The sequence below is a fragment of the Synechococcus sp. CS-1333 genome (assembly GCF_025128015.1).
Classification (GTDB): Bacteria; Cyanobacteriota; Cyanobacteriia; order PCC-6307; family Cyanobiaceae; genus MW101C3.
This window is the reverse complement of record NZ_JAHLYO010000034.1, coordinates 169,486-188,689: the sequence shown is the minus strand read 5'-3', so window position 1 is coordinate 188,689 and position 19,204 is coordinate 169,486. Positions and strand designations below refer to the sequence as shown.

Here is a 19,204-nt window from a genome sequence, read left to right as displayed (position 1 = left end):
CTACCTGATCCTTCTTGTTACCGGTGATGTTGCCAGTGGCCTCCTGAACTTTGCCTTCGATGTTCTTGGCGGTGGCTTTCATGTCTTTTCCCATACCCATGACTGACTCCTTTGTGGATGTTCACATCCATGTGATATGGACGTGTTCTTTAAGTCTGCTCAGGAACACGAGCATTGATTCACCAATGATCTTTTGCCTTCCTTAAGTTCTCCTGCATTAAATCTGCAGGATCGCTGTTTCTACTCAGCCATCTTCTGATCTGGGCGAATTGATGCGTATCAACAGCAGATCTGCTTCATTTCTATGGATCCGTGCAGGGCGGCGGCAACCTGTTGATGGGCAAGGCCTACACCGCGCTGCTCGACCTCAGTCCTGGTGATGAGTTCGAGATCACGCTGGGGCGTAATCAGATCCGAATGATCCCTGTTGGAGCATAGGAAGTACACCTACGTTCTCAACTAATCGCCACCCCCGATCCAGTCAGGGATTGTCAGCGTCTCGTCTCGGAACACCTTCAGTGCCGAAACGTCGAAGAGGCATCCTCAGTCCGAGGCAGGGGGTCCTTGAGCCCCACAAGCCAGCCGACAGCCCGATCGATGTCGTTAAGGAGGGCTTCTGCCATGTCGCGGCTGAAGCCAGCACGCACCACGAAGCGCAGCACCGCCCGGTCTTCGCAGTTGGCTGGCATGGTGTATGCCGGCACCTGCCAACCCCGTTCGCGCAACTTGTCGGAGAGGTGGAAGACGGTCCAGTTGGTCACCGCCGGATCCACCTCCACGGCGAAGACAGGCAGCTGACCAAGGGGATGGCTGACCAGACGGAGGGGTTCCAGGTCGCGAATGCCATCGGCCAGATGGCAGGCGATTGCCTCCAGGATGGCCATGCGATGGGCGTAGCCGGCACGGCCCAGGTGCAGAAAGTTGAAATACTGTCCCACGATCTGAGCTCCGGGGCGGGAGAAGTTCATGCCGATCGTGGGCATCTGGCCGCCGAGGTAGTTGACGTTGAAACGCAGTTCCTCGGGCAGCAGGTCGTCGTGGCGCCAGAGCACCCAGCCCACCCCAGGCAGAACACCGCCGTATTTGTGGCCGCTGCTGTTGATCGAAACCACCCGCGGCAACCGGAAATCCCAGAGCAGATCAGGGGAATTGAAAGGAGCCACAAAGCCTCCTGATGCAGCATCCACATGGATGGGGATGTTGAGACCCGAGCGATCCTGCAGGTCGTCCAGCTGTAACTGCAGGGCTTCGATCGGTTCGTAGCTGCCATCAAAGGTGCTGCCAAGGATTCCCACCACCCCGATGGTGTTGTCATCACAGCTGGCCACCGCTTCCTCGGCGCCCAGTTGGAAACGTTCCGATGTGATCGGCACCAGCCGGGGCTCCACGTCGAAGTAGGCGCAGAACTTGTCCCAGCAGATCTGGGTGTTGGTGCCCATCACCAGATTGGGGCGACTGGTGTCGAGTCCAGCCGCCAGCCGACGCTGCCGCCAGTGCCACTTCATCACCAGCCCGCCCAGCATGCAGCCCTCACTGGAGCCCGTGGTTGAGGTTCCCACAGCACGTTCTGGGTCCGGGGCATTCCAGAGGTCCGCCAGGATCCGCAGACAGCGCACCTCCAACTCAGCGGTCTGCGGGTATTCATCCTTGTCGATGATGTTCTTGTCGACGCATTCCTCCATCAGACGGCGGGCGCACGGATCCATCCAGGTGCCGACGAACGTGGCCAGGTTGAGACGGGCGTTGCCATCGAGCATCAGGTGGTCGTGAATCAACTCGTAGGCGTTCTCAGCGTCGAGGCCGTGCTCAGCCAGCACATCGCGGGGGATCTCCGCTGGCAGGTTGGCCGCTTTCAGCCTGGCGCTCAACCCAGCGTCGATCCCAAGGTTGGTGGAACGGTGCTTCTGAACTGTCGAGTTTTTCATCATTGGGTGGGGCTGGGTTATAGATGTTCCATTCAAGAGGCATCGTCTAGGCCAAGGGTGTGGTGCGTCACTTGTCGAGGCGTTTCCCTTTCGCACGTGATCACCGGTAGAGTCGTCTCTCTACAGGCTCGGTGGAGCCTTTGACGCTGCCAGGCTTCCACCAAGATGCAAACCCTTCAGAATCCGCCTTGGGCCCGGTGCTTGGGCCCAAGATCCCTATGGACGTCCACTACCGGCTTCATGGCTTTATCCGTCCCGAGCCCCCCGCTTGGGGACAGGGGCTGCGGCTCGGCATCTGGCAGGGCACCGGAGCAGCGGCCACCCCGGAAGCGGTGGTGGAAAACTTGGAGCGACTCGAGGCCGTGTGCGCCATCGCCGTTGAGCGCCAGGTGCAGCTTCTGGCTTTCCCCGAGCTTTACCTCAGTGGTTACATCGTCACCCCGGAGCTGGCCCGTCCTCTGGCCGAATCTGTGGATGGTTCCAGCTTGCAGCGGGTGGCCGCCGCCGCCCGCCGCCACAACCTGGCGGTGGCCTGCCCCTATCCAGAACGTGCCCAGGTGGCCGGAGAGGAGCGCTTCTACGACGCGATTGCCCTCTTTGGACCCGATGGCACTCTGCTGCGCAACTACCGCAAAACCCATCTGTGGGGTCCGGACGAGAAGCTCTGCTGGAGCCCCGGTTACCAGTACGTCGAGGAGGGTCCTGCGTTCACGGTTCAGGTCGTCAATGGCGTTCCAGTTGGCCTGCTCAATTGCTACGAAGCCGAGTTTCCTGAACTCACCCGTTGCCTCGCTCTGCTGGGCGCGAAGCTCGTGCTGATCCCGACCGCCGCGGATGCCTGGGCAATGCTCAGCAACGGCCAGCGCACCGATCGCACCTATCCAGACGTCTCACGCACCCTGATCCCAGCCCATGCCTTTCAGAACGCCTGTTTCGTCGCCTATGCCAACCGCTGCGGCGATGAAACGGTGAACGGAACGGTGATGGCTGCTTATCTGGGCAACAGCATCATCTGCGGCCCCTATGGAGATGTGCTGGTAGCTGCCAGGCCAGAGCCCACCCTCCTGCTCGCCGACTGTATTCCCAACGAGTACGGCCCGACACATCCAGCCGGCACCAAATACCACGAAGACCTGCGTCCGGAGCTTTACGGCTGACATTCGTCTTACAGATTTGAAACCTGTCAGTAAACTTTGTGGTTTGCTCCGTAGGGCAAGACACTAGGAACGAGTTCCAGTCATCTGGCTACATAGTCAGCACCGGTAACTACAGCAGATTGCTCAGGCAAAGCCCATCCAGGAGAGTGCATCAAACTCGGCTCAGTCGCGGGTTTCGGAGCGGCCTGTTCCTTCCCCAAGCGAGCGGGGGGGCAAACAAAGAACACTCGCAGCCGAAGCGCACCACGGCCGGCGGCTGCGGCATGGGCGTTGAGGTTTGTGTCATTGGCACTCCGGTGATGGCGGACGGCTCAGGTTGGAGAAGGGCCCAACGACGGAAGCTGATGTCCTGGCTCGAGCCCACCAATCTGCTGCTGCTGGCCTGTGCCCTCCTCTACGGCCTGATGGGGGAATGGATCGACGGCGCGATCCTGCTGGCATTCGTGCTGGGCATCAGCCTGCTCGACGCCGTCCAGCAGCAACGCAGCAGCCACGCCCTGGCGGAACTGGCCCGCCTGTCGGCACCCCGCGCTCATGTGCGCCGCGATGGCCAGGACCTGGAGCTCGCCACCGATCAGGTGCGCCTTGGCGATCTGCTGCGCCTGGAGGAGGGGGATCGAGTGGCGGCCGATGCCGCGATCACCGAGGCGGTGGGGCTGTGGCTGGATGAGTCCCTGTTGACGGGTGAGTCTCTGCCGGTGGCTCGCACGGTCCCTGGCGAACGGGTGCTGGCGGGGACGCTGGTAGCGGGAGGACGGGGCTGGGCCACTGTGGTGGCGGTGGCCGAAGCCACGGAGCTGGGCCGACTCGGCAAGAGCCTGGCCACGGTCAAGCCGCCTCTCACCCGGCTGCAGCGCCAGACCCGGCAGCTGACCACCCGGCTCTCGCTGGCGGCCCTGGCCCTCTGTGCCGCCCTGGCCGTGGTCCAGGGAGCGTCGAGCGGCGACTGGCCCCGGGCCCTGCTGGCCGCCCTGGCCCTGGCCCTGGCGGTGCTGCCGAATGAGATTCCCGTGGTGCTGGCCCTGTTTCTGGCCCTCGGCGCCCTGCGCCTGGCACGGATCGGCGTGCTGGCCCGCTGGCCGGCGGCGGTGGAGAGCCTCGGCAGCGCCACGGTGCTCGCCGTCGACAAGACCGGCACCCTCACCGAGAACCGCATGGGGGTGCAGCAGCTACTCACCTGGCCGGATCTGAAGGACTGGCAGGCCGGCACGCCCCTGGAGGACCCCTTCCACCAGCTGATGGAGCTGGCGGTGCTGGCCAGCCGTGGCGATCCGGTGGATGCCATGGAACAGGCGATTCAGCGCCTGGCCGCCGACCAGCTCGACAACACCGAGCACCTGCATCCCGACTGGCCCCTGGAACGGGAGTATCCGTTGCAGAGCGATCTGCTGGTGTTCTCCCGCCTCTGGCGGGACGGCGACGGGCACCTGCAGCTGGCGGCCAAGGGGGCACCCGAGGCGATCGCCGATCTCTGCCACCTGGATGGCGAGCGGAGCGCCGCCCTGCTGGCGGCCGCCGATGGACTCGCCGCCCGGGGACTGCGGGTGCTGGCGGTGGCCCGCGGGCTCGATGGCGTGCCGGTGCACGAGGGGCAAGCCTCCAGCAGCGGTGCTGGCCTGCCCGAGGACGTGCACGACTACCCGTTCGAACCGGTGGGGTTCCTGGCCCTGGCGGATCCATTGCGGCCAGATGTGCCGGCGGCGATCGCCACGGCCCAGGCGGCTGGCGTGCGGGTGGTGATGATCACGGGGGACAGCCCTGTGACGGCCCGCTCGATCGCCGATCAGGCGGGTTTGCCGCCGGGACCGGTGCTCTCCGGCCACGAGCTGGAAGCGCTCTCCCCGCAGGCGCTGGCGGCCGGGATCGGCGCGGTGTCGGTGTTCGCCAGGGTGATGCCCCAGCAGAAGCTGCAACTGGTGCGCGCCCTGCAGGCCGCCGGTGAGGTGGTGGCAATGACCGGCGATGGCGTCAATGACGCCCCGGCCCTCAAGGCCGCCGACATCGGCGTGGCGATGGGCAAGCGCGGCAGCGCCGTGGCGCGGGAATCCGCCGATCTGGTGCTGCTCAAAGACGCCTTCAGCGATCTGGTGCAGGCCCTGGAACTGGGCCGGCGCGTTGATGCCAACCTGCACCGGGCGCTGGGCTATACGCTGGCGATCCACCTGCCGATCGCGGCCCTCAGCCTGTTGCCGCTGCTGCTGCCGGGCCAGGCCCTGATCCTGCTGCCGGTGCACATCGCCCTGCTGCATCTGGTGATCGATCCGGCCTGCACGGTGGTGTTTGAGGCGCTGCCGGCCTCACCGGGCCTGATGCGGCAGCCACCCCGGCCGCCGGAGGCGCCCCTGTTCGGCCCCGACACCTGGCGCCATTCCCTCAGCCAGGGGGCCGTGGTGATGGTGGCCGCCCTGGTGCTGGCCTTCTGGCCCGACACGGACACCGAATCACGCCGCAGCCTGGTGTTCTCGCTGCTGCTGCTCGCCGGCGGCGGGCTCGTGTGGCTGAACGGGGATCCCCACAGCCGCATCACCGCCGCCGGTACCGGCATCGGCCTGGGCTTGTGGCTGCTGCTGATGGCCTTCCCCGCCCTCCAGCGGGTCCTGCAGCTGGCGCCCCTGACGCCCGTCCTTGTGGTCACGTTGCTGCTCCTCACCGCGGTGACCCTGCTGGTGGCCGGCCTGCTGGACCGTTTCCGGCTCCGGCGGCGCCCCTGAACCCAGCAGGCTGGCGGCATAGCTGAGGGTCTCGCCGGAGTCGCCGCCGGCCAGTTCCGGTTGGCGCTCGTGAATGTCCCGCAAGTGGGACACCCGCGTTTGGGTGAGGCCCGCCCCGACGCACCTGCTGACCCGGAAGTGGTGCTGGGCTGTTGGGACGCAGTACAAACCTGTCGGCCTCACGCCCCTTCGCCTACTAAACAACCTGGTGGTACTACACATCAAGGCCGTGTGGAGGCCTCGCAGGGGTCAGCTCAGGCTGATTAATCGCCGGTGCTATCCCTGAAATCCTGTGACGCAGTACCGGGGAGCAGTACCGGGGAAGGGGTCCTTGCAATCCTAAGCCTAGAGCCGGCGCCTAAACTAGGAGCACTGTCCAACTGGGAATGGTCGATGTGGACACTTGCTATTCCGATTTGGGAGTTCGTGCTTCGCGGAGCAGTCGTTTACATCTTTCTGCTCGTTCTGCTGCGAATAACGGGCAAAAGACAGATCGGTCAACTCGCCACGTTTGATCTTGTTCTCTTGCTCGTGCTCTCTAATGCCGTGCAGAACTCGATGAATGGTGGTGACAGCTCTCTAATCGGGGGACTCGTCTCTGCTTTGACGCTCGTGGGACTGAACTATCTTGTTGGCATCGCCACCAGTCGTAGCAAACGCATTGAGGCCTTCATTGAAGGGCACCCGGAAGTACTGGTACACAATGGGAGATTCTATCCCGACGTTTTGATGCATGCGCAACTCACCCGCCACGAACTTGACACCGCCATCAGGGCTGCCGGCTGCGATTCGATCAATGATGTGCACGTGGCTATTCTGGAGAACAACGGATCCATCACCGTCCTGCCAAAACACATCAGAGCTTGAGCTCAGGCCAACAGCACTAAAGCCGTCTGACCCGGACTGCCACGTCCATCGACAGCAGCCTCGAATCGCCGATGTACGAGCCAGCGATGGGCGGAACTGAGTGGGGTAAGCGGCCAACCGCCACCGAGATGTGGTTCTCACCAACGATTTCACCGCGTGTGGGATCGAATCCCTTCCAGCCGGCACCCGGGAGAAAAACTTCAGCCCAGGCATGGGTGCTGCCCGCATCAACCGCTGCATGCGTCGTGCAGCTGTAGCCACTCACAAAGCGAGCGGGAAATCCAAGCAGCTTCGCCGCTTCCATGAACAGGAAGGCAAGATCGCGGCAGGATCCAGAGGCTCTACTAAGGGTTTCCGCCGGGGTCTGCACACCAGGTTCTTCTCGCTGGCGATAGGAGATAAGCTCGTGGATGGCAAGATTCAGGCGCTGCAGCAAGGAGTAGCTCTCGATGGCCACGCCGGCCTGCCAGACCGTTGAAGTCCACTGCGCCAATGGTCCGGCCTGCGGAGCTGGCACTGTGAGTAGATAAGCATCGAGAACGGGGCGGTCTTCTGGGACATAGGTGAAGGGATAAGACACGGCATAGTCTTCCACCAGAAAGTCAAGAGGCTCTTGATCGTATTGCTGGATGATCAGACTGCTTTCGATCAGCAGCAGATCTGCAGGTGCTCTGAAACTTGCAATGGCAACAGAATTGTCTTCCACGTCGCGATGCCAGCGCAGGCATGCCGTTGGCTGGATCGTTATCCTTGAGGATTCAATTCTCAGGTTATGCCCCTCTCTCGGACGCAAACGAAGCTCATGGGAGCCGAGCTGAACAGCGCCAGAATAGTTGTAGGCAGTGCGATGGACAATCTGATAGCGATTCATCAAGGTAAGTAGATGCCCCTACTGCGAGTGGATCAGAACACTAAAGAGTTCAAAGGATACTGTGGCATGAAACGGAAGCCCGTCACGGTCGCTTCGAACTCCTTTTGCGTCATCGCTCGGGGGTTCCTCAGAATTCTCACTGTAACCTCGCCAATCTCTGTAGAAACGTAGTCTTCAAGTGCTGACGTCCGGACATCCCAAGACACAGCCATCCTGAAGTTTATGAAAGAAATTAGCGATCACAACAACATCATCCCCAGAACCACCCCTATCCCATCGGTGAACGGCCAGAGAGTCAGTGCACGGTCATCGTTGTAGACATAGACACCGCCCTGCCATTCCTCACTTAACCATCATCCAACCATGGCTCGAGATCGCTGGGGCTTGATTGGTCGTCACCTTCTCTACCAGAACTGGGATCATGACTCATGGCATTGCCAACGGAGTTCGTGACCCAACGTGCAAAGGGGTCCATGCTTTGACGACTCCCGCCTTTGTTCTGAGCTTATACTTGAACTGATCGCCCACCTTCGCACCATCAACAGCGACATACCAACAGCCCCGCTTCTCGGGATTCATCGGTTCGGCGATTCCATTCCAGCCGTTTAACGTTCCTATCACGGAGACCTACTCGGTAAGGGGAGCCCTGACGCGGAACGCCGCGCCATCCCCATACAGGATAGATTACAAGCCATGAAATACTGGCATCTCGCCCATGGCTGAAGCGGAACAGCTTCCTATCAAGCTAAGCCATTCCAGCTGGGTAGACTGCCGGAGTTAACACCCAAGTTCCTTAAGGAACTGATGGTTGAACCCCACCGGCCAAGATTCGCCAACAGGGTTATCCATCCTACTCTCGTAAATCAACTCCGCTTAAGGTGACGTGCCCCGCTCCTTCTTTTATCAGATCTGCAACAACGGCCCCCCGAAGCGGTTTGAGACGGCAGTATCTGCAGTTGAAGCAGCAGACGGGAATGGTTTTGCCTGGTTGCACTACAACGGGCCAACACGGACGGAACTCACTGGACTCGTTGAGCTGCTCGGGCTCCATTCCCTTTCGATTGAAGATTGCCTTGATGACAGTCAGATACCTAAGATTGATGACTTTACAGATAACACATTCATTCTCTTTAACATTTTTGAGTACGACAGAGGCGTGCTGGAAGTTGGCGAAGTCAATATGTTCATCGGTGACAAGTTCTTCGTTAGCATCAGTCACCTCAATTGCAAGCAGCGACCATATCTGAATGATATTCAACACATCATCGAAAAGAACATTGAAGCGGCTCGGCAGGGGCCATCCCACGTCATGCACTTAATACTTGACTACATCGTAGACCATAAGTTTGTTGCCATTGAGGCCATCGAAGATGAGTTGGATGATGTGGAAGGAGCACTCATCTCAGCTCCCGCGAGCTTTAATCCGACGGAATTGATAAAGTTCCGGCGCTATCTTCTGAGGCTGCGCAAGAGCCTGTTTCATGAGCGCGAGATCCTCAACAAGATCTGCCGAAAGGATTGTCGATTTATTTCGGAGCAATCAATCTATCATTATCGCGATATCTATGATCACCTTGTCCGATTCTACGAGCTGACCGAGTCATACCGGGACATCGTTACTAGCTTAATGGAAATGTATCTCTCATTACTAAACAACGAAATGGCAAGGGCAGCCAATGAGACGAATAAGACAGTCAGGCGACTGACACTGATCACTACAATCTTCATGCCGTTGACACTGCTTGCCGGGATTGGGGGGATGTCCGAATGGTCAATGATCACAGGCCCCGACAACTGGCGTGTGTCCTATCCAGCATTCATGCTCGCCATGGTTTTTCTGGGTTTAGCAAGTTACTACTTCCTCAGCAGGTTGGACAGGAAGCAAACAAGTTCAAAGCGAAACAGGCATCCTTGAATTGAGCGCATCCACCCCTCCTCCATCGCCCCTCACCCCATCTCCTAACCCAAGCATCAAGCGAAGCAAAACCTCCATGGGCTGGAGGCGATGGGTCCCTGGACTGTCTGCCATCCGCCAGTACAAGATCGCCTGGCTCCGCCATGACATCGGAGCCGGCCTGGCGGTGACGGCCGTGTTGGTACCGGTCGGCATTGCCTACGCGGTTGCTTCCGGGGTTCCGGCCGTCTGTGGCATGTATGCCACCATCTTCGGTTTGCTCGCCTATGCCCTGTTCGGCCCCAGCCGGATGCTGGTCCTCGGACCGGACTCTTCGCTTGTCGCCCTCATCCTCGGCATCGTGCTGCTGCTGTCTGCGGGTGATTCCCAGCGCGCCATGGCCCTGGCCGGGATGATGGCACTCGTCTCAGGCAGTCTGTGCGTTCTGGCGGGAACCGCTCGCCTGGGTTTCATCACCGAGTTGCTCACAAAGCCGATCCACTACGGCTACATGAACGGCATCGCTCTGACCGTGCTCGTCAGCCAGTTGCCAGCCTTGTTCGGTTTCACTGTTAAGGGCGACGGACTGCTCAACGAAGCGTGGGGATTTATGGCAGCCGTTCTGGCCGGCAGGACCAATGGGGCAGCGTTGGTCGTCGGAATCGGCACCTTGGTGATGATCGGGCTGCTGAGACGCAGCAGGCGCGTCCCGGGAGTTCTGCTGGCTGTCGTTGCCGCGACTGTCAGCGTTACGGTCCTCAATCTTGCGACCCGCTTTGACGTGGCGGTGCTCGGTCCACTTCCCAGAGGTCTGCCCGCTCTGGTTGTTCCCTCTATCCACACTGGCGACATCGTGCCGGTGTTGTTCGGAGGCTTCGCCATCGCCCTTGTGTCGTTCGCCGATACGAGCGTGCTTTCGAGAACCTATGCCTCGCGGATTGGGGACACGATCGCTGCCAATCAGGAGATGGTCGGATTGGGCGCGGCCAACCTGGTCGCAGGTCTGTTTCTGGGCCTCCCAATCAGCGCCAGCGCTACTCGTACTCCGGTTGCCGAGGCAGCAGGCGCCAAGACACAGTTGACCGGGGTCGTCGGTGCAATGACTGTCGCCGCGTTACTCCTGGCGGCGGCTGACCTTTTACGAAACCTGCCAGCAGCCGCGCTTGCAGGGGTAGTGATTGCTTCAGCGATCGCCTTGATCGAGGTGGCTGACCTTCGACGCATCTACCGCATCCAGCGCTGGGAGTTCTGGTTGTCGATGCTCTGCCTAGCCGGGGTCGCTTATCTTGGCGCCATTCCTGGGATCGGGCTGGCGATCGCCATTGCTGTCATCGAGTTTCACTGGGATGGGTGGCGTCCCCACTCACCGGTCCTGGGACGGGTCGATGGTGTCAATGGATATCACGACATCAGCCGTTATCCGGAGTCATGCCAGGTCCCGGGCCTGGTCCTGTTCCGGTGGGATGCACCCTTGTTTTTTTTTGCGAATGCTGAATTGTTCCGGGACCGTGTGATGACGGTGGTCGAGTCATCACAAACTTGTGTCAACTGGCTTGTCGTCGGGGCTGAGCCTGTCACCAGCATCGATGTCACCGCTGCGGACACTCTCGATGAACTGGATCACACCTTGGCAACGGCAGGAATCAGGCTCTGCATGTCCGAGATGAAAGACCCCGTCAAAGATAAACTCAAGCGCATCGGGCTGTTCTCACAATTTGGAGAAGAGCGGTTTTTTGCCACCGTTGGGGAGGCTGTCAGTTCTTATCTCAAAGCCCACGCCGTTGATTGGGTTGACTGGGAGGATGAAGCCAAAGGCCCCGCTGGGGCTGCTTCGGAGCTGTATCGTTGATCTTGAAGACCCAGCTCGCTCCGCCGCCACCTTCCAGGGCGCCTGGGCGGGCTCACAGATACCAGTCGTCTCCTGGAACGCAACGGTATCCAGTTCCAGAAAGGCCGTTCCCTGCCTTAGGTCCAGCGCACTTACGTCACGAAGCAGCTCTGTAAAGCCACTCTGAAGAAGGCCCATTGGCGTACTCGCTTCCACACTCCCCGTCGCGATCGCCAAGCGCATGTCCTAGTTGATGGCCTGCGACTCAAGCGCTATCAAGGCCGCGCTTGTGGCCATCTGGCAAACCTCACAAGTTGACTACCAATGCGATCTGCTGCTGCATGCACTGCCCGGAGCAGGACTTGCGGGTTGCGGAGTCTTCCGGGCAATCGGGTGACCCTGTGCCAGAACTTTTCGCATCCTGGCAATCATTATCAACATTGCTGGACGACCGAATGGCTGCCCGTGTACTCCCAGCCCATGGTTCTTCTCTCGGCGTATCGGCTGCTTCAACCTTGCATTCAGCCGTGCTGCGGGATCATCAGGTCGGGGCCCAAGGCCTCCGCGGGAAATGCTTCTGAGTCCATTGGCTTCCCAACCCGAAACTGATGACGAGCGCGTGATAGAATGTGCAATGGCCCCACATGATGGCACTCGGTCTTACCCGCTGGCAACGTCGGCGGGGAGCGTATAACGGGCTTCGATGGCTACGCGGACGGCTGCCCGGGTGTCATTCGGTCTCCCCTGTTGATTCACTTCGATCTGGACCAACTCTTCAGCAAGATCCTCGTCCTTAATCTGTGCCCGCACCCACTTCGAGAAATCGCCATTCCTCCGGTGGTATTCCCACGTTTCATCGTCCACACCATCGGCCAGTTGCAAGAAGACTTGCAGATTTGGGGCCTTCAGGTTCAGGCTGCCATTCGGGCCTCTGAAGTAAAAACTTCCCTCTGGGCCCAGATTCCCCTCAGCATACTTTCGCGAATGCCGTTTCCGTACGGTCCGCGGTTGTTTCGTGTGGATCACGATGGCTCCCGGATCGCCGCGTCGCCACACCATCGCGTCCCCCATCGGGAGTTCGTTGCCCTGAACCACTGGGCATAGCGGCTCATTTTCTCCCGTTGCCTTGCAGAACCCTGCCAACGTGTCGCCTGGCTTCCCGCCGATCAGTAGGATTGTGCCGACGTTTGCCATCGTCGCCGGTTCCACAGCGCCTGGGTGAACGGTGATGAACAGGGTACCGCGTTCAGGCAACAGCGGCGCAAGCGCGACACTCGAAGGACCGTGCGGGAGCAAGTGATGGGATTCGTCGATCACAAGCCAGTGTGGTCGACCTGTTCGTGCCTTCTCCTGGAGGATGTGTGGCAACAGTTCTGCGAAGAACGTCGGCCGATCGTTGAGAGGTACTCCTAAAAGATTGACGACGATCGACCGCCCCGGATCCTTAAGCGCATCAGTGACATCATTTGGCAGCGGTGCCTGGGATGGATTGCCGATGTGGTTTGCGCACTCGAAAGCCTCGTAATCTCCCTCGGGATCGATGACGAGCACCTGATAGCCTGCGTCTGATAACCCTTCCATGATGGACGTCGTGATTGTCGACTTCCCGCTGCCCGATGTACCGGCCACGAGCACTCCGTGGCCAGCCGGATCGAGCGACAACTCGGTTTTGTCGTCCGTTTCACCAATGAGAATGTGGTGACGAGAAAGTGCCTTCAGGTCGGATAGATCATTTGCGATGAGGTGATCGATGAGTTCTGCGACACCTGCTCCGCGAGCTTTACCAGTGACAAGATCGGCTGCCTCCTTGACAGCGGGCAAGGCGTTGGCAACCGCTGCGGAGCACTCGCAAAGCCGCATGAAGGCATGGTCGTTCTCGGCATCCCCAATACCTACGGCATTGTGCGGTGACAGGGCGAGCTCCGCGAGTGCCGCTGCAAGCCCCGTTGCCTTGTTCACGCCAGACGGCAACACCATCACCGAACCTTTGTTGAAGATCACCTGGAGTTCGAGTCCGTACTCGTGGATGATCTTCAACACTTCGATGTGGTTTGGTTCATGGGTGGCAATGATGACATGTCCGGTGGAAAGGGGCGATACCCTGCGCGCTCTCAGTTCGGCCACAAACTTTGGCAGAGGTGGCTCGGCCAGAATCCGGACTTCTTTTGACTGTGGATTGAAGAGAACCGCCCCATTCTCGACAACTACGAGATCGAACAGATCGAGATGTGGAAACCCCAGTTGTAGATCAGGGAGCTCTCGACCGGTAACAAGGAGGAGTCTGCGGCCTGACTTCTTTGCCCGTTCCAACGCTGCCAGGGTGGCTTCATCCACAACGCCATCGTGGGCAATCGTTCCGTCATAGTCGGTGGCAATTGCATGGAATCGCATGGGCCTCTTCGTAATGGAACTTATCAGCGAAGTTGCCTGCTCGGGCTGCCTGAACTGACCACCGATATTCACCTTAAGGCGGATTGACCCTCTAGGACCGCGAGTGGACTGGGCATATCTTCCTTCACCTGGGCCTTGGTGCTGCGGGTCTGCTGCTGCCCCCTGATCAAGGCTGTTTCCGATTGCGTTCTTGGAGGGGCGCCAAACGTGCTTGCATCAGCCTGTGCCGGTTGCTGCTCACACCCCATGAGATAAGCAAGGGGCTGCTGGGTGTTCGCCGACAATGTTCTGAACAGATCAAGGGTGGCAGAACCACTGATGGCAGCGCCACGAGTAGCGGGAGGCATCAGCGCTGGAGCAAGACGTCAACACCCGTTTCCAGCAGAGGCCCCCTCTACCAAGGCAGTTCACGCCTCTGTATCCAGACCACCTTGTCCACTGGGGAGCCTTGTTGGGCAAAGCAATGCGTCGTTACAGCGAGGTTGTCAAGTCGCAGGCATCTGCTTTATGAGCAAAAAGCTCCTAGCCAAAGCGTAAACAAGGACCAGTGGTGATGCATTCAGCAAGTGGATTTCTTGACAAAGAACAAAAGCTCAGAGCAACACAGACGAATCAGCATTGAATGCTAGGCCTTGGTTGTGACGTGGACATGAGGCACATCTACAGCAACCAACTACTCCATTCAGGCCCATAGTGAATGCAGAGGGCTATGGCGTGACACGCGAAAGGATTTGCTTAGGTACGGATCCAGCCGCTCCATACCCTCTGCCATTGATCTCAGACCCTTGCGGACCCGATCATGAACAAGCTCCAATTCAAAGGAGAATGGCACGAGCTGAAAGGAAAGCTCAGACAAACGTTCGCCGATCTCACCGATAACGACTTAGACTATACCGAAGGACAGGAAGAGGAATTCCTTGGCCATCTGCAGAAGAAGCTCGGCAAAAGCCAGCAAGAAATCGCCCAGCTAGTTAACACCCCCTAGGAGTTCCATCATGCTGAACTATGCCATAACCTTCTTTGTCATTGCGATCGTCGCTGCCGTCCTCGGTTTCAGTGGGATCGCCGGATCAGCTGCAGGCATCGCCCAGATCCTGTTTCTTGTGTTTCTCGTGCTTGCCTTGGTTTCATTCATCACCGGCCGGCGCACCGTAACGTGATTCGCTGCGTGAACCCCAATGATCTGATCAGATGATCATGATCAGTCTTCAATAATCAGAGACCACTGATTATTGAGCAGCACTGGGCGTGATTCATGGGCTGGCACAGTCTTATACCGCTAAACCTCATTTCCCCCTCGCCATCGTCACCATGAAACACCAACTTCGTTTTCTGCGCCAGCTGGCCGCCACTTGCCTTGGCCTTGCATTCAGCCTGCTGGTATTGATTGCCACGCCGGCTCTGAGCTCTCCCGCCCAGGCATCTGGAGCATTCACCCTCAGCGCCCCCCACTTGCCCCTAGCCGCGACTGCCGGCCGAGTCAAGGCTGACGCCAAGGAGTTTGAGGGCAAGACCCAGGAATCGATTGGCAACGTCACGGGCAACCAGGGAGATCGTCTCGCTGGCATGGCGAAGCAGACCGAGGCAAAAGTCCGGAATGCCGTCGAAGACGTCAAGGACAAAACCGGAATGAGCTGAGCCTGAAGCTACGACGCAGCCAGGCATCATCCTGTGGATGCCTGGCCGGGCGTGGTCCATCAGGAGCCTATTGGTCGATGATCAACAGGCTCCAAAGGAGATCCAGTCGCTCGCTTGATTGGCACAGAGGGTACGTTGCCTTCCGCGCTGTCATGGGGATCGCAGATGGGCACTGGTGACAATCCGTCCAGCACGAAGACCCACCACAAATTCCGGTGGTGTCATCTGCCCCACTGGCAGCGTCAGCCTTCCTCGCTGTAGCCGGCCCACATCACGACGTTCGTGCCGAATTGCCCTTCGTACACATGATGACCAGGAAGGATAGGAAGGTATCTGATGTGACGAGCAGGCTATGACAGCGCTGCAGATCTCCAGTGGGTGCTGTGCTCACCTCGGCATCTCGGTGACGGTAGACGGAGTGAACGACTGCGTCACCTCCAAGTTCATCACCTAGCTCGATTGCTGCTCTCCGATTGGGAGAACTCCGCTGACCCGACGACATACGCCATGCACACATCCCCTCGCTACACCGAGGCCCTTGGCTGGGCTGAAGAGTTGCACCGGAACCAATCGCGCCCCGGCAAGAAGGTGCCCTTCCTCGCGCACGTGATCAGCGTGAGTGCTCTGGTGTGGGAAGACGGCGGCACTGAAGACCAAGCCATTGCTGGCCTGCTCCATGACACCATTGAAGATGCGGGCCAAACCCATGCCTCGATCCAGGAACGGTTCGGAGTCAGGGTGGCCGATATTGTGCGCGATTGTACCGATCCCGGCAAAGTTCCAGGTCATGGGGTTACCGAACCGTGGATCCTGCGAAAACAGCGCTTCATTGAGACGTTGGCGCAGCTTTCGGAAGCCTCCCTGCTCGTAACCTCAGCCGACAAGGCCCACAACTCCCGTGACAAGTTGCTCGATGCCGGTTCAGATCTGGATGGCTGGAACAAATTCTCTCCGGGATTCGATGGCTTGCTCTGGTACTTCTGGAGACTGCACGACCAGCTCCTTAAGCGCCTGCCTGGCAGCCGCTCTGTTCAGCGACTGGGCGACACAGTTCACGCCATCCTGACCTGCCCAATGCTGATGGCCCGTTTGCCAGCAGGCCGGGATCCGAAGGACTGGGTGGCCACCTACCTTCAGCGGTCGAACATTCACGCAGATACCCGCAGTTTTTGAATGTTGTTTTACGCGCCCATGAACCATTCCGAGGCGCGGCAACTGGGCTGGGCGCCTGACGCGGCGTGAGCCCCAAGCCCAGCCAACCGGTTCCGTTGACCCCGCAGGAGGGGTGGCTGAGTGACGGCCGGCAGGTGTTGCGCTTTCGGCCCACCCGCTGGGAGCGGGACTACCACCGGCTGGAGATCACCGCCGGCGAGTTACTCCCGGATCAGGAGGTCCCGTTGCTCATAACACGCCGAGAGCTGAGCCGGGCTGAGACCCTGATGTTCTGGTGGGTGAATCTGCCCAGACCTCCTCGGCTGCAGTGGATCTGAACGAGAGAGCGGAGCATGCGCAAACCCAACTCATTCAATCTTCACCAGGTGAACTTTTATGCAAAGCACTACCAAAGGTGCTTTCCGCTCATTTTTTCAGTACGGGCCTGGGTTTAGGGGTCTATCTGTCTCGCGCGCTGTCCCGCGACGGAAACCAAGCTGTCTACTACCACTATGCTGATGGTATGGACGCCTTTCAGGCGGACTCGGCGGCTTAGGCAGCCTATGAAATAGACAGATTCTGATCAGCTTTGTGTGACGGGTTGGTTGAGCGCCGAGCTGAACGCTTCATAGGTAGAGCTGGCTTGTGATACCTCTACTGTCATCGTGACAGCAACCTTCGCTGACACTTTCAACCTCGCGATCTACGTACGTTGAAATCAAGCAGTCTCCGTGTCAACGGCAGTACCCTCCTGCGTTTTCACGAAATAGATCATCAATTCAACAACCCGCAACCTGTCATGAATTCCACAACTCCTCATTCAGGTCAAGCAGCAACGAGTCCATCCCACACCACAAGCGAGCGCTTTCGCATCATGCAACGTCAACCACACCGCATCTCCATCACCATCAGCTATCTGGTGTTTCAAACACTCCTGAACCGCTCGGAAGAAGAAGGGCGCTCCATGTCCAACCTGTGCGCCTTCCTGTTGGAGGAAGTGCTGCACCACCAGGCGCCGCTCCCCCTTCAGGCACCAGCTCCCGCACTTGTTCAGGCCCCTCTGCTGCAGCCCAGCGCTGTGGGCAGAAGCCAGGTGCGCTTCACCCCCTACACGCCTCAGGGAGCACCCACACACAACGGCAGCTTTCTCTGAACCAGGCCCTGTTGGCAGTGGAGCGCCCTGAGCCTGGCCTCAGGCCAGTGCCAACATCTGCTGCTGGGGAAGATCCAGGCAGTAGCCCATGCCGTAGATCGTCTTGAGAAAACGCGGACGGTGCGGTTCCGGTTCGATCTTGGTTCTGATGTGGCGGATCTGGGTGCGGATGCACTCAATGTCGTCGTCGTTGGCGTAGCCCCACACCTCATGGAGAATCACTCCCCACGGCACGGCCTGGCCATGGCGCTGCAGCAGGCAGTGCAGCAGCTCAAACTCCTTGCGGGTGAGGCGGACCCGCTGTCCGTACCAGAGCACCTCCAGCTGTTCCGGACGGAGCGTGAGCGGCCCGTAAGACAGGATCTCTGACGTGACCAAGGCCAGCGGCGCTTCCAGCTGGTGACGCAGCAGCGCCCGGATGCGCACGAACACCTCCTCCACCTCGAAGGGTTTGAGGACGTAGTCGTCGGCGCCGCAGTTGAAGGCCTTGAGCTTGTCTTCCTTGCTGGCTAGTGCTGTAAGCACCATCACCGGCACCCGCGCGGTGCGCTGATCGCGCCGCAGGCGCTGCAGCACCGAGAGGCCATCCAGCTTGGGCAGCAGCAGGTCGAGCACGATCAGATGGGGCTGGTGCTGCATGGCCATGGCCTGGCCTTGGTGTCCGTCACCGGCATGGAGAACGTGCCAGCCCACCTTCTCCAAGACCGGGGCCAGCATCTCGAGCACCTGAGGCTCGTGGTCGATGAGTTGGATCAGTGGCTGAACGCGCAACAGGATGGGGCCGGAAGAGCGTGGCCCATCCTGGCGATCACCATCATCATCAGACTGGAATGTCTTGATAGGCACATACTGTCGCCCCTGATCAACTCAGTGGAGAATGATGAGGGGTTTGGCGTAGTCAGGGCTTCTCTGCCACAGCCCCGTTTCGCCCGATCAGGGACCCCATAGTTAGCAATGGGGAGGGATGGGCCTTGGCCTGTGATTGGGCTCTTCCTCCGCGGCTGGTGGATGCTGCGTCGGCCGTCGTCAAGGGATGGTTGCTCTTACGCCGGCAGTGTCCAGTACAGCTGAGCTGAGAGCTGTTCCTTGAAGCGCACTGATTCGCTCCGGTTGGTCTCGTGATCCAGCCTGCAGACAGGAATCAACAGCTTCAACAGGGCTGGGACAGAGGCATCCTGCACCGTCGAAGTCAGGTCGGGGGGCGGGTGTCTATCGGCAGGAGCTGAGTCGGACTCTTAGTCCCGATGACTCTCGCGGTCCCGGTTGGCCTCATAGGTCTTGAGCTCCACCCCCCATTCCCCTCGGCTAAGACGTTGGGCGTTCTGATCAGTGCGGTGCTGCTGCAGAGCCTTCTCCACCAGGTGGCGGACAGCAGACCCCTTCTCACGCTCTCCGCTGAGGTCAAGGCTTTCCACCAGCTCTGCGTCTGTAACTTCGATGGTGATTTTGATCATCTCGGCACCCTTCACCTTGACGTTGAATTCAGCATGGCAAGGTCGGCTATCCCTTGCCATGGACAGCGATTGCCTTGAGCATGGATCGTCATGGCGTGGGGGTCGACACTTGGACCACGAAGAGCTCTGATTGATGAAGGCGGAATCTACTTTGTGAACTCAG

At 59.4% G+C, this 19,204-nt stretch carries 17 protein-coding genes and 1 pseudogene; 12 read left to right on the top strand and 6 right to left on the bottom strand.

Features of this window, described 5'->3' with window-relative positions:
* Positions 1–309 precede the first annotated feature (309 nt).
* Positions 310–438: pseudogene (locus tag KQ303_RS14635) on the top strand (AbrB-like transcriptional regulator); the annotation flags it as partial.
* A gap of 77 nt (positions 439–515) precedes the next feature.
* Here the strand turns inward: KQ303_RS14635 and KQ303_RS14630 are convergent.
* A complete protein-coding gene (locus KQ303_RS14630) occupies positions 516–1,868 on the bottom strand; it encodes a glutamate decarboxylase (protein WP_259730840.1) in 1,353 nt (450 codons plus the stop codon).
* Between the two features lie 275 nt (positions 1,869–2,143).
* Between KQ303_RS14630 and KQ303_RS14625 the strand changes: the two genes are divergently transcribed.
* The 3 genes from KQ303_RS14625 to KQ303_RS14615 all read left to right on the top strand — a co-directional run bounded on the left by KQ303_RS14625 (position 2,144) and on the right by KQ303_RS14615 (position 6,660).
* Complete coding sequence (locus tag KQ303_RS14625) at positions 2,144–3,082, top strand: carbon-nitrogen hydrolase family protein (protein WP_259730839.1); 939 nt, start codon at positions 2,144–2,146, stop codon at positions 3,080–3,082.
* A 344-nt stretch (positions 3,083–3,426) separates the two neighbouring features.
* Complete coding sequence (locus tag KQ303_RS14620) at positions 3,427–5,793, top strand: HAD-IC family P-type ATPase (RefSeq protein WP_259730838.1); 2,367 nt, start codon at positions 3,427–3,429, stop codon at positions 5,791–5,793.
* Positions 5,794–6,219: 426 nt separating this feature from the next.
* Positions 6,220–6,660 (top strand): DUF421 domain-containing protein, encoded by a 441-nt coding sequence (locus tag KQ303_RS14615; RefSeq protein ID WP_259730837.1) that lies wholly within the window; start codon positions 6,220–6,222, stop codon positions 6,658–6,660.
* Positions 6,661–6,676: 16 nt separating this feature from the next.
* Here the strand turns inward: KQ303_RS14615 and KQ303_RS14610 are convergent, their stop codons facing one another.
* Complete coding sequence (locus KQ303_RS14610; RefSeq protein ID WP_259730836.1) at positions 6,677–7,531, bottom strand: transglutaminase family protein; 855 nt, start codon at positions 7,529–7,531, stop codon at positions 6,677–6,679.
* A 426-nt stretch (positions 7,532–7,957) separates the two neighbouring features.
* Positions 7,958–8,152: a hypothetical protein gene (locus tag KQ303_RS14830; RefSeq protein WP_399233934.1), complete on the bottom strand. Its 195-nt coding sequence runs from the start codon at positions 8,150–8,152 to the stop codon at positions 7,958–7,960.
* A gap of 262 nt (positions 8,153–8,414) precedes the next feature.
* On the opposite strand from KQ303_RS14830, the gene KQ303_RS14605 reads away from it, so the two are divergent.
* Both KQ303_RS14605 and KQ303_RS14600 read left to right on the top strand, forming a co-directional pair.
* Positions 8,415–9,446, top strand: coding sequence for a magnesium transporter CorA family protein (locus KQ303_RS14605; RefSeq protein WP_259730835.1), 1,032 nt, complete (start codon positions 8,415–8,417; stop codon positions 9,444–9,446).
* Positions 9,447–9,522: 76 nt separating this feature from the next.
* Positions 9,523–11,274 (top strand): SulP family inorganic anion transporter, encoded by a 1,752-nt coding sequence (locus KQ303_RS14600; protein WP_259730834.1) that lies wholly within the window; start codon positions 9,523–9,525, stop codon positions 11,272–11,274.
* A 639-nt stretch (positions 11,275–11,913) separates the two neighbouring features.
* On the opposite strand, the gene KQ303_RS14595 is transcribed toward KQ303_RS14600, so the two are convergent.
* The gene (locus KQ303_RS14595) at positions 11,914–13,644 is read right to left on the bottom strand and encodes an HAD-IIB family hydrolase (protein ID WP_259730833.1); all 1,731 of its coding nucleotides are present in this window, start codon (positions 13,642–13,644) and stop codon (positions 11,914–11,916) included.
* A 799-nt stretch (positions 13,645–14,443) separates the two neighbouring features.
* Here KQ303_RS14595 and KQ303_RS14590 point away from each other — a divergent pair.
* The 6 genes from KQ303_RS14590 to KQ303_RS14565 all read left to right on the top strand — a co-directional run bounded on the left by KQ303_RS14590 (position 14,444) and on the right by KQ303_RS14565 (position 17,587).
* Positions 14,444–14,629 (top strand): CsbD family protein, encoded by a 186-nt coding sequence (locus tag KQ303_RS14590; RefSeq protein WP_259730832.1) that lies wholly within the window; start codon positions 14,444–14,446, stop codon positions 14,627–14,629.
* Positions 14,630–14,639: 10 nt separating this feature from the next.
* On the top strand, positions 14,640–14,804 hold the full coding sequence (locus KQ303_RS14585; RefSeq protein ID WP_259730831.1) for a DUF1328 domain-containing protein: 165 nt from the start codon (positions 14,640–14,642) through the stop codon (positions 14,802–14,804).
* A gap of 151 nt (positions 14,805–14,955) precedes the next feature.
* Positions 14,956–15,282, top strand: coding sequence for a CsbD family protein (locus KQ303_RS14680; protein WP_311134174.1), 327 nt, complete (start codon positions 14,956–14,958; stop codon positions 15,280–15,282).
* A gap of 459 nt (positions 15,283–15,741) precedes the next feature.
* Positions 15,742–16,455 (top strand): HD domain-containing protein, encoded by a 714-nt coding sequence (locus tag KQ303_RS14575; protein WP_259730830.1) that lies wholly within the window; start codon positions 15,742–15,744, stop codon positions 16,453–16,455.
* A gap of 95 nt (positions 16,456–16,550) precedes the next feature.
* The gene (locus KQ303_RS14570) at positions 16,551–16,772 is read left to right on the top strand and encodes a DUF1651 domain-containing protein (RefSeq protein WP_259730829.1); all 222 of its coding nucleotides are present in this window, start codon (positions 16,551–16,553) and stop codon (positions 16,770–16,772) included.
* Positions 16,773–17,308: 536 nt separating this feature from the next.
* Positions 17,309–17,587, top strand: coding sequence for a hypothetical protein (locus KQ303_RS14565; protein ID WP_259730828.1), 279 nt, complete (start codon positions 17,309–17,311; stop codon positions 17,585–17,587).
* 39 nt (positions 17,588–17,626) lie between these two features.
* Here KQ303_RS14565 and KQ303_RS14560 read toward each other — a convergent pair whose 3' ends face one another.
* Together KQ303_RS14560 and KQ303_RS14555 are read right to left on the bottom strand one after the other, a co-directional pair.
* Entirely contained in the window at positions 17,627–18,358 is a 732-nt protein-coding gene (locus KQ303_RS14560; RefSeq protein ID WP_259730827.1) for a response regulator transcription factor, read from the bottom strand.
* 464 nt (positions 18,359–18,822) lie between these two features.
* Entirely contained in the window at positions 18,823–19,041 is a 219-nt protein-coding gene (locus tag KQ303_RS14555; protein ID WP_259730826.1) for a hypothetical protein, read from the bottom strand.
* Positions 19,042–19,204 lie beyond the last annotated feature (163 nt).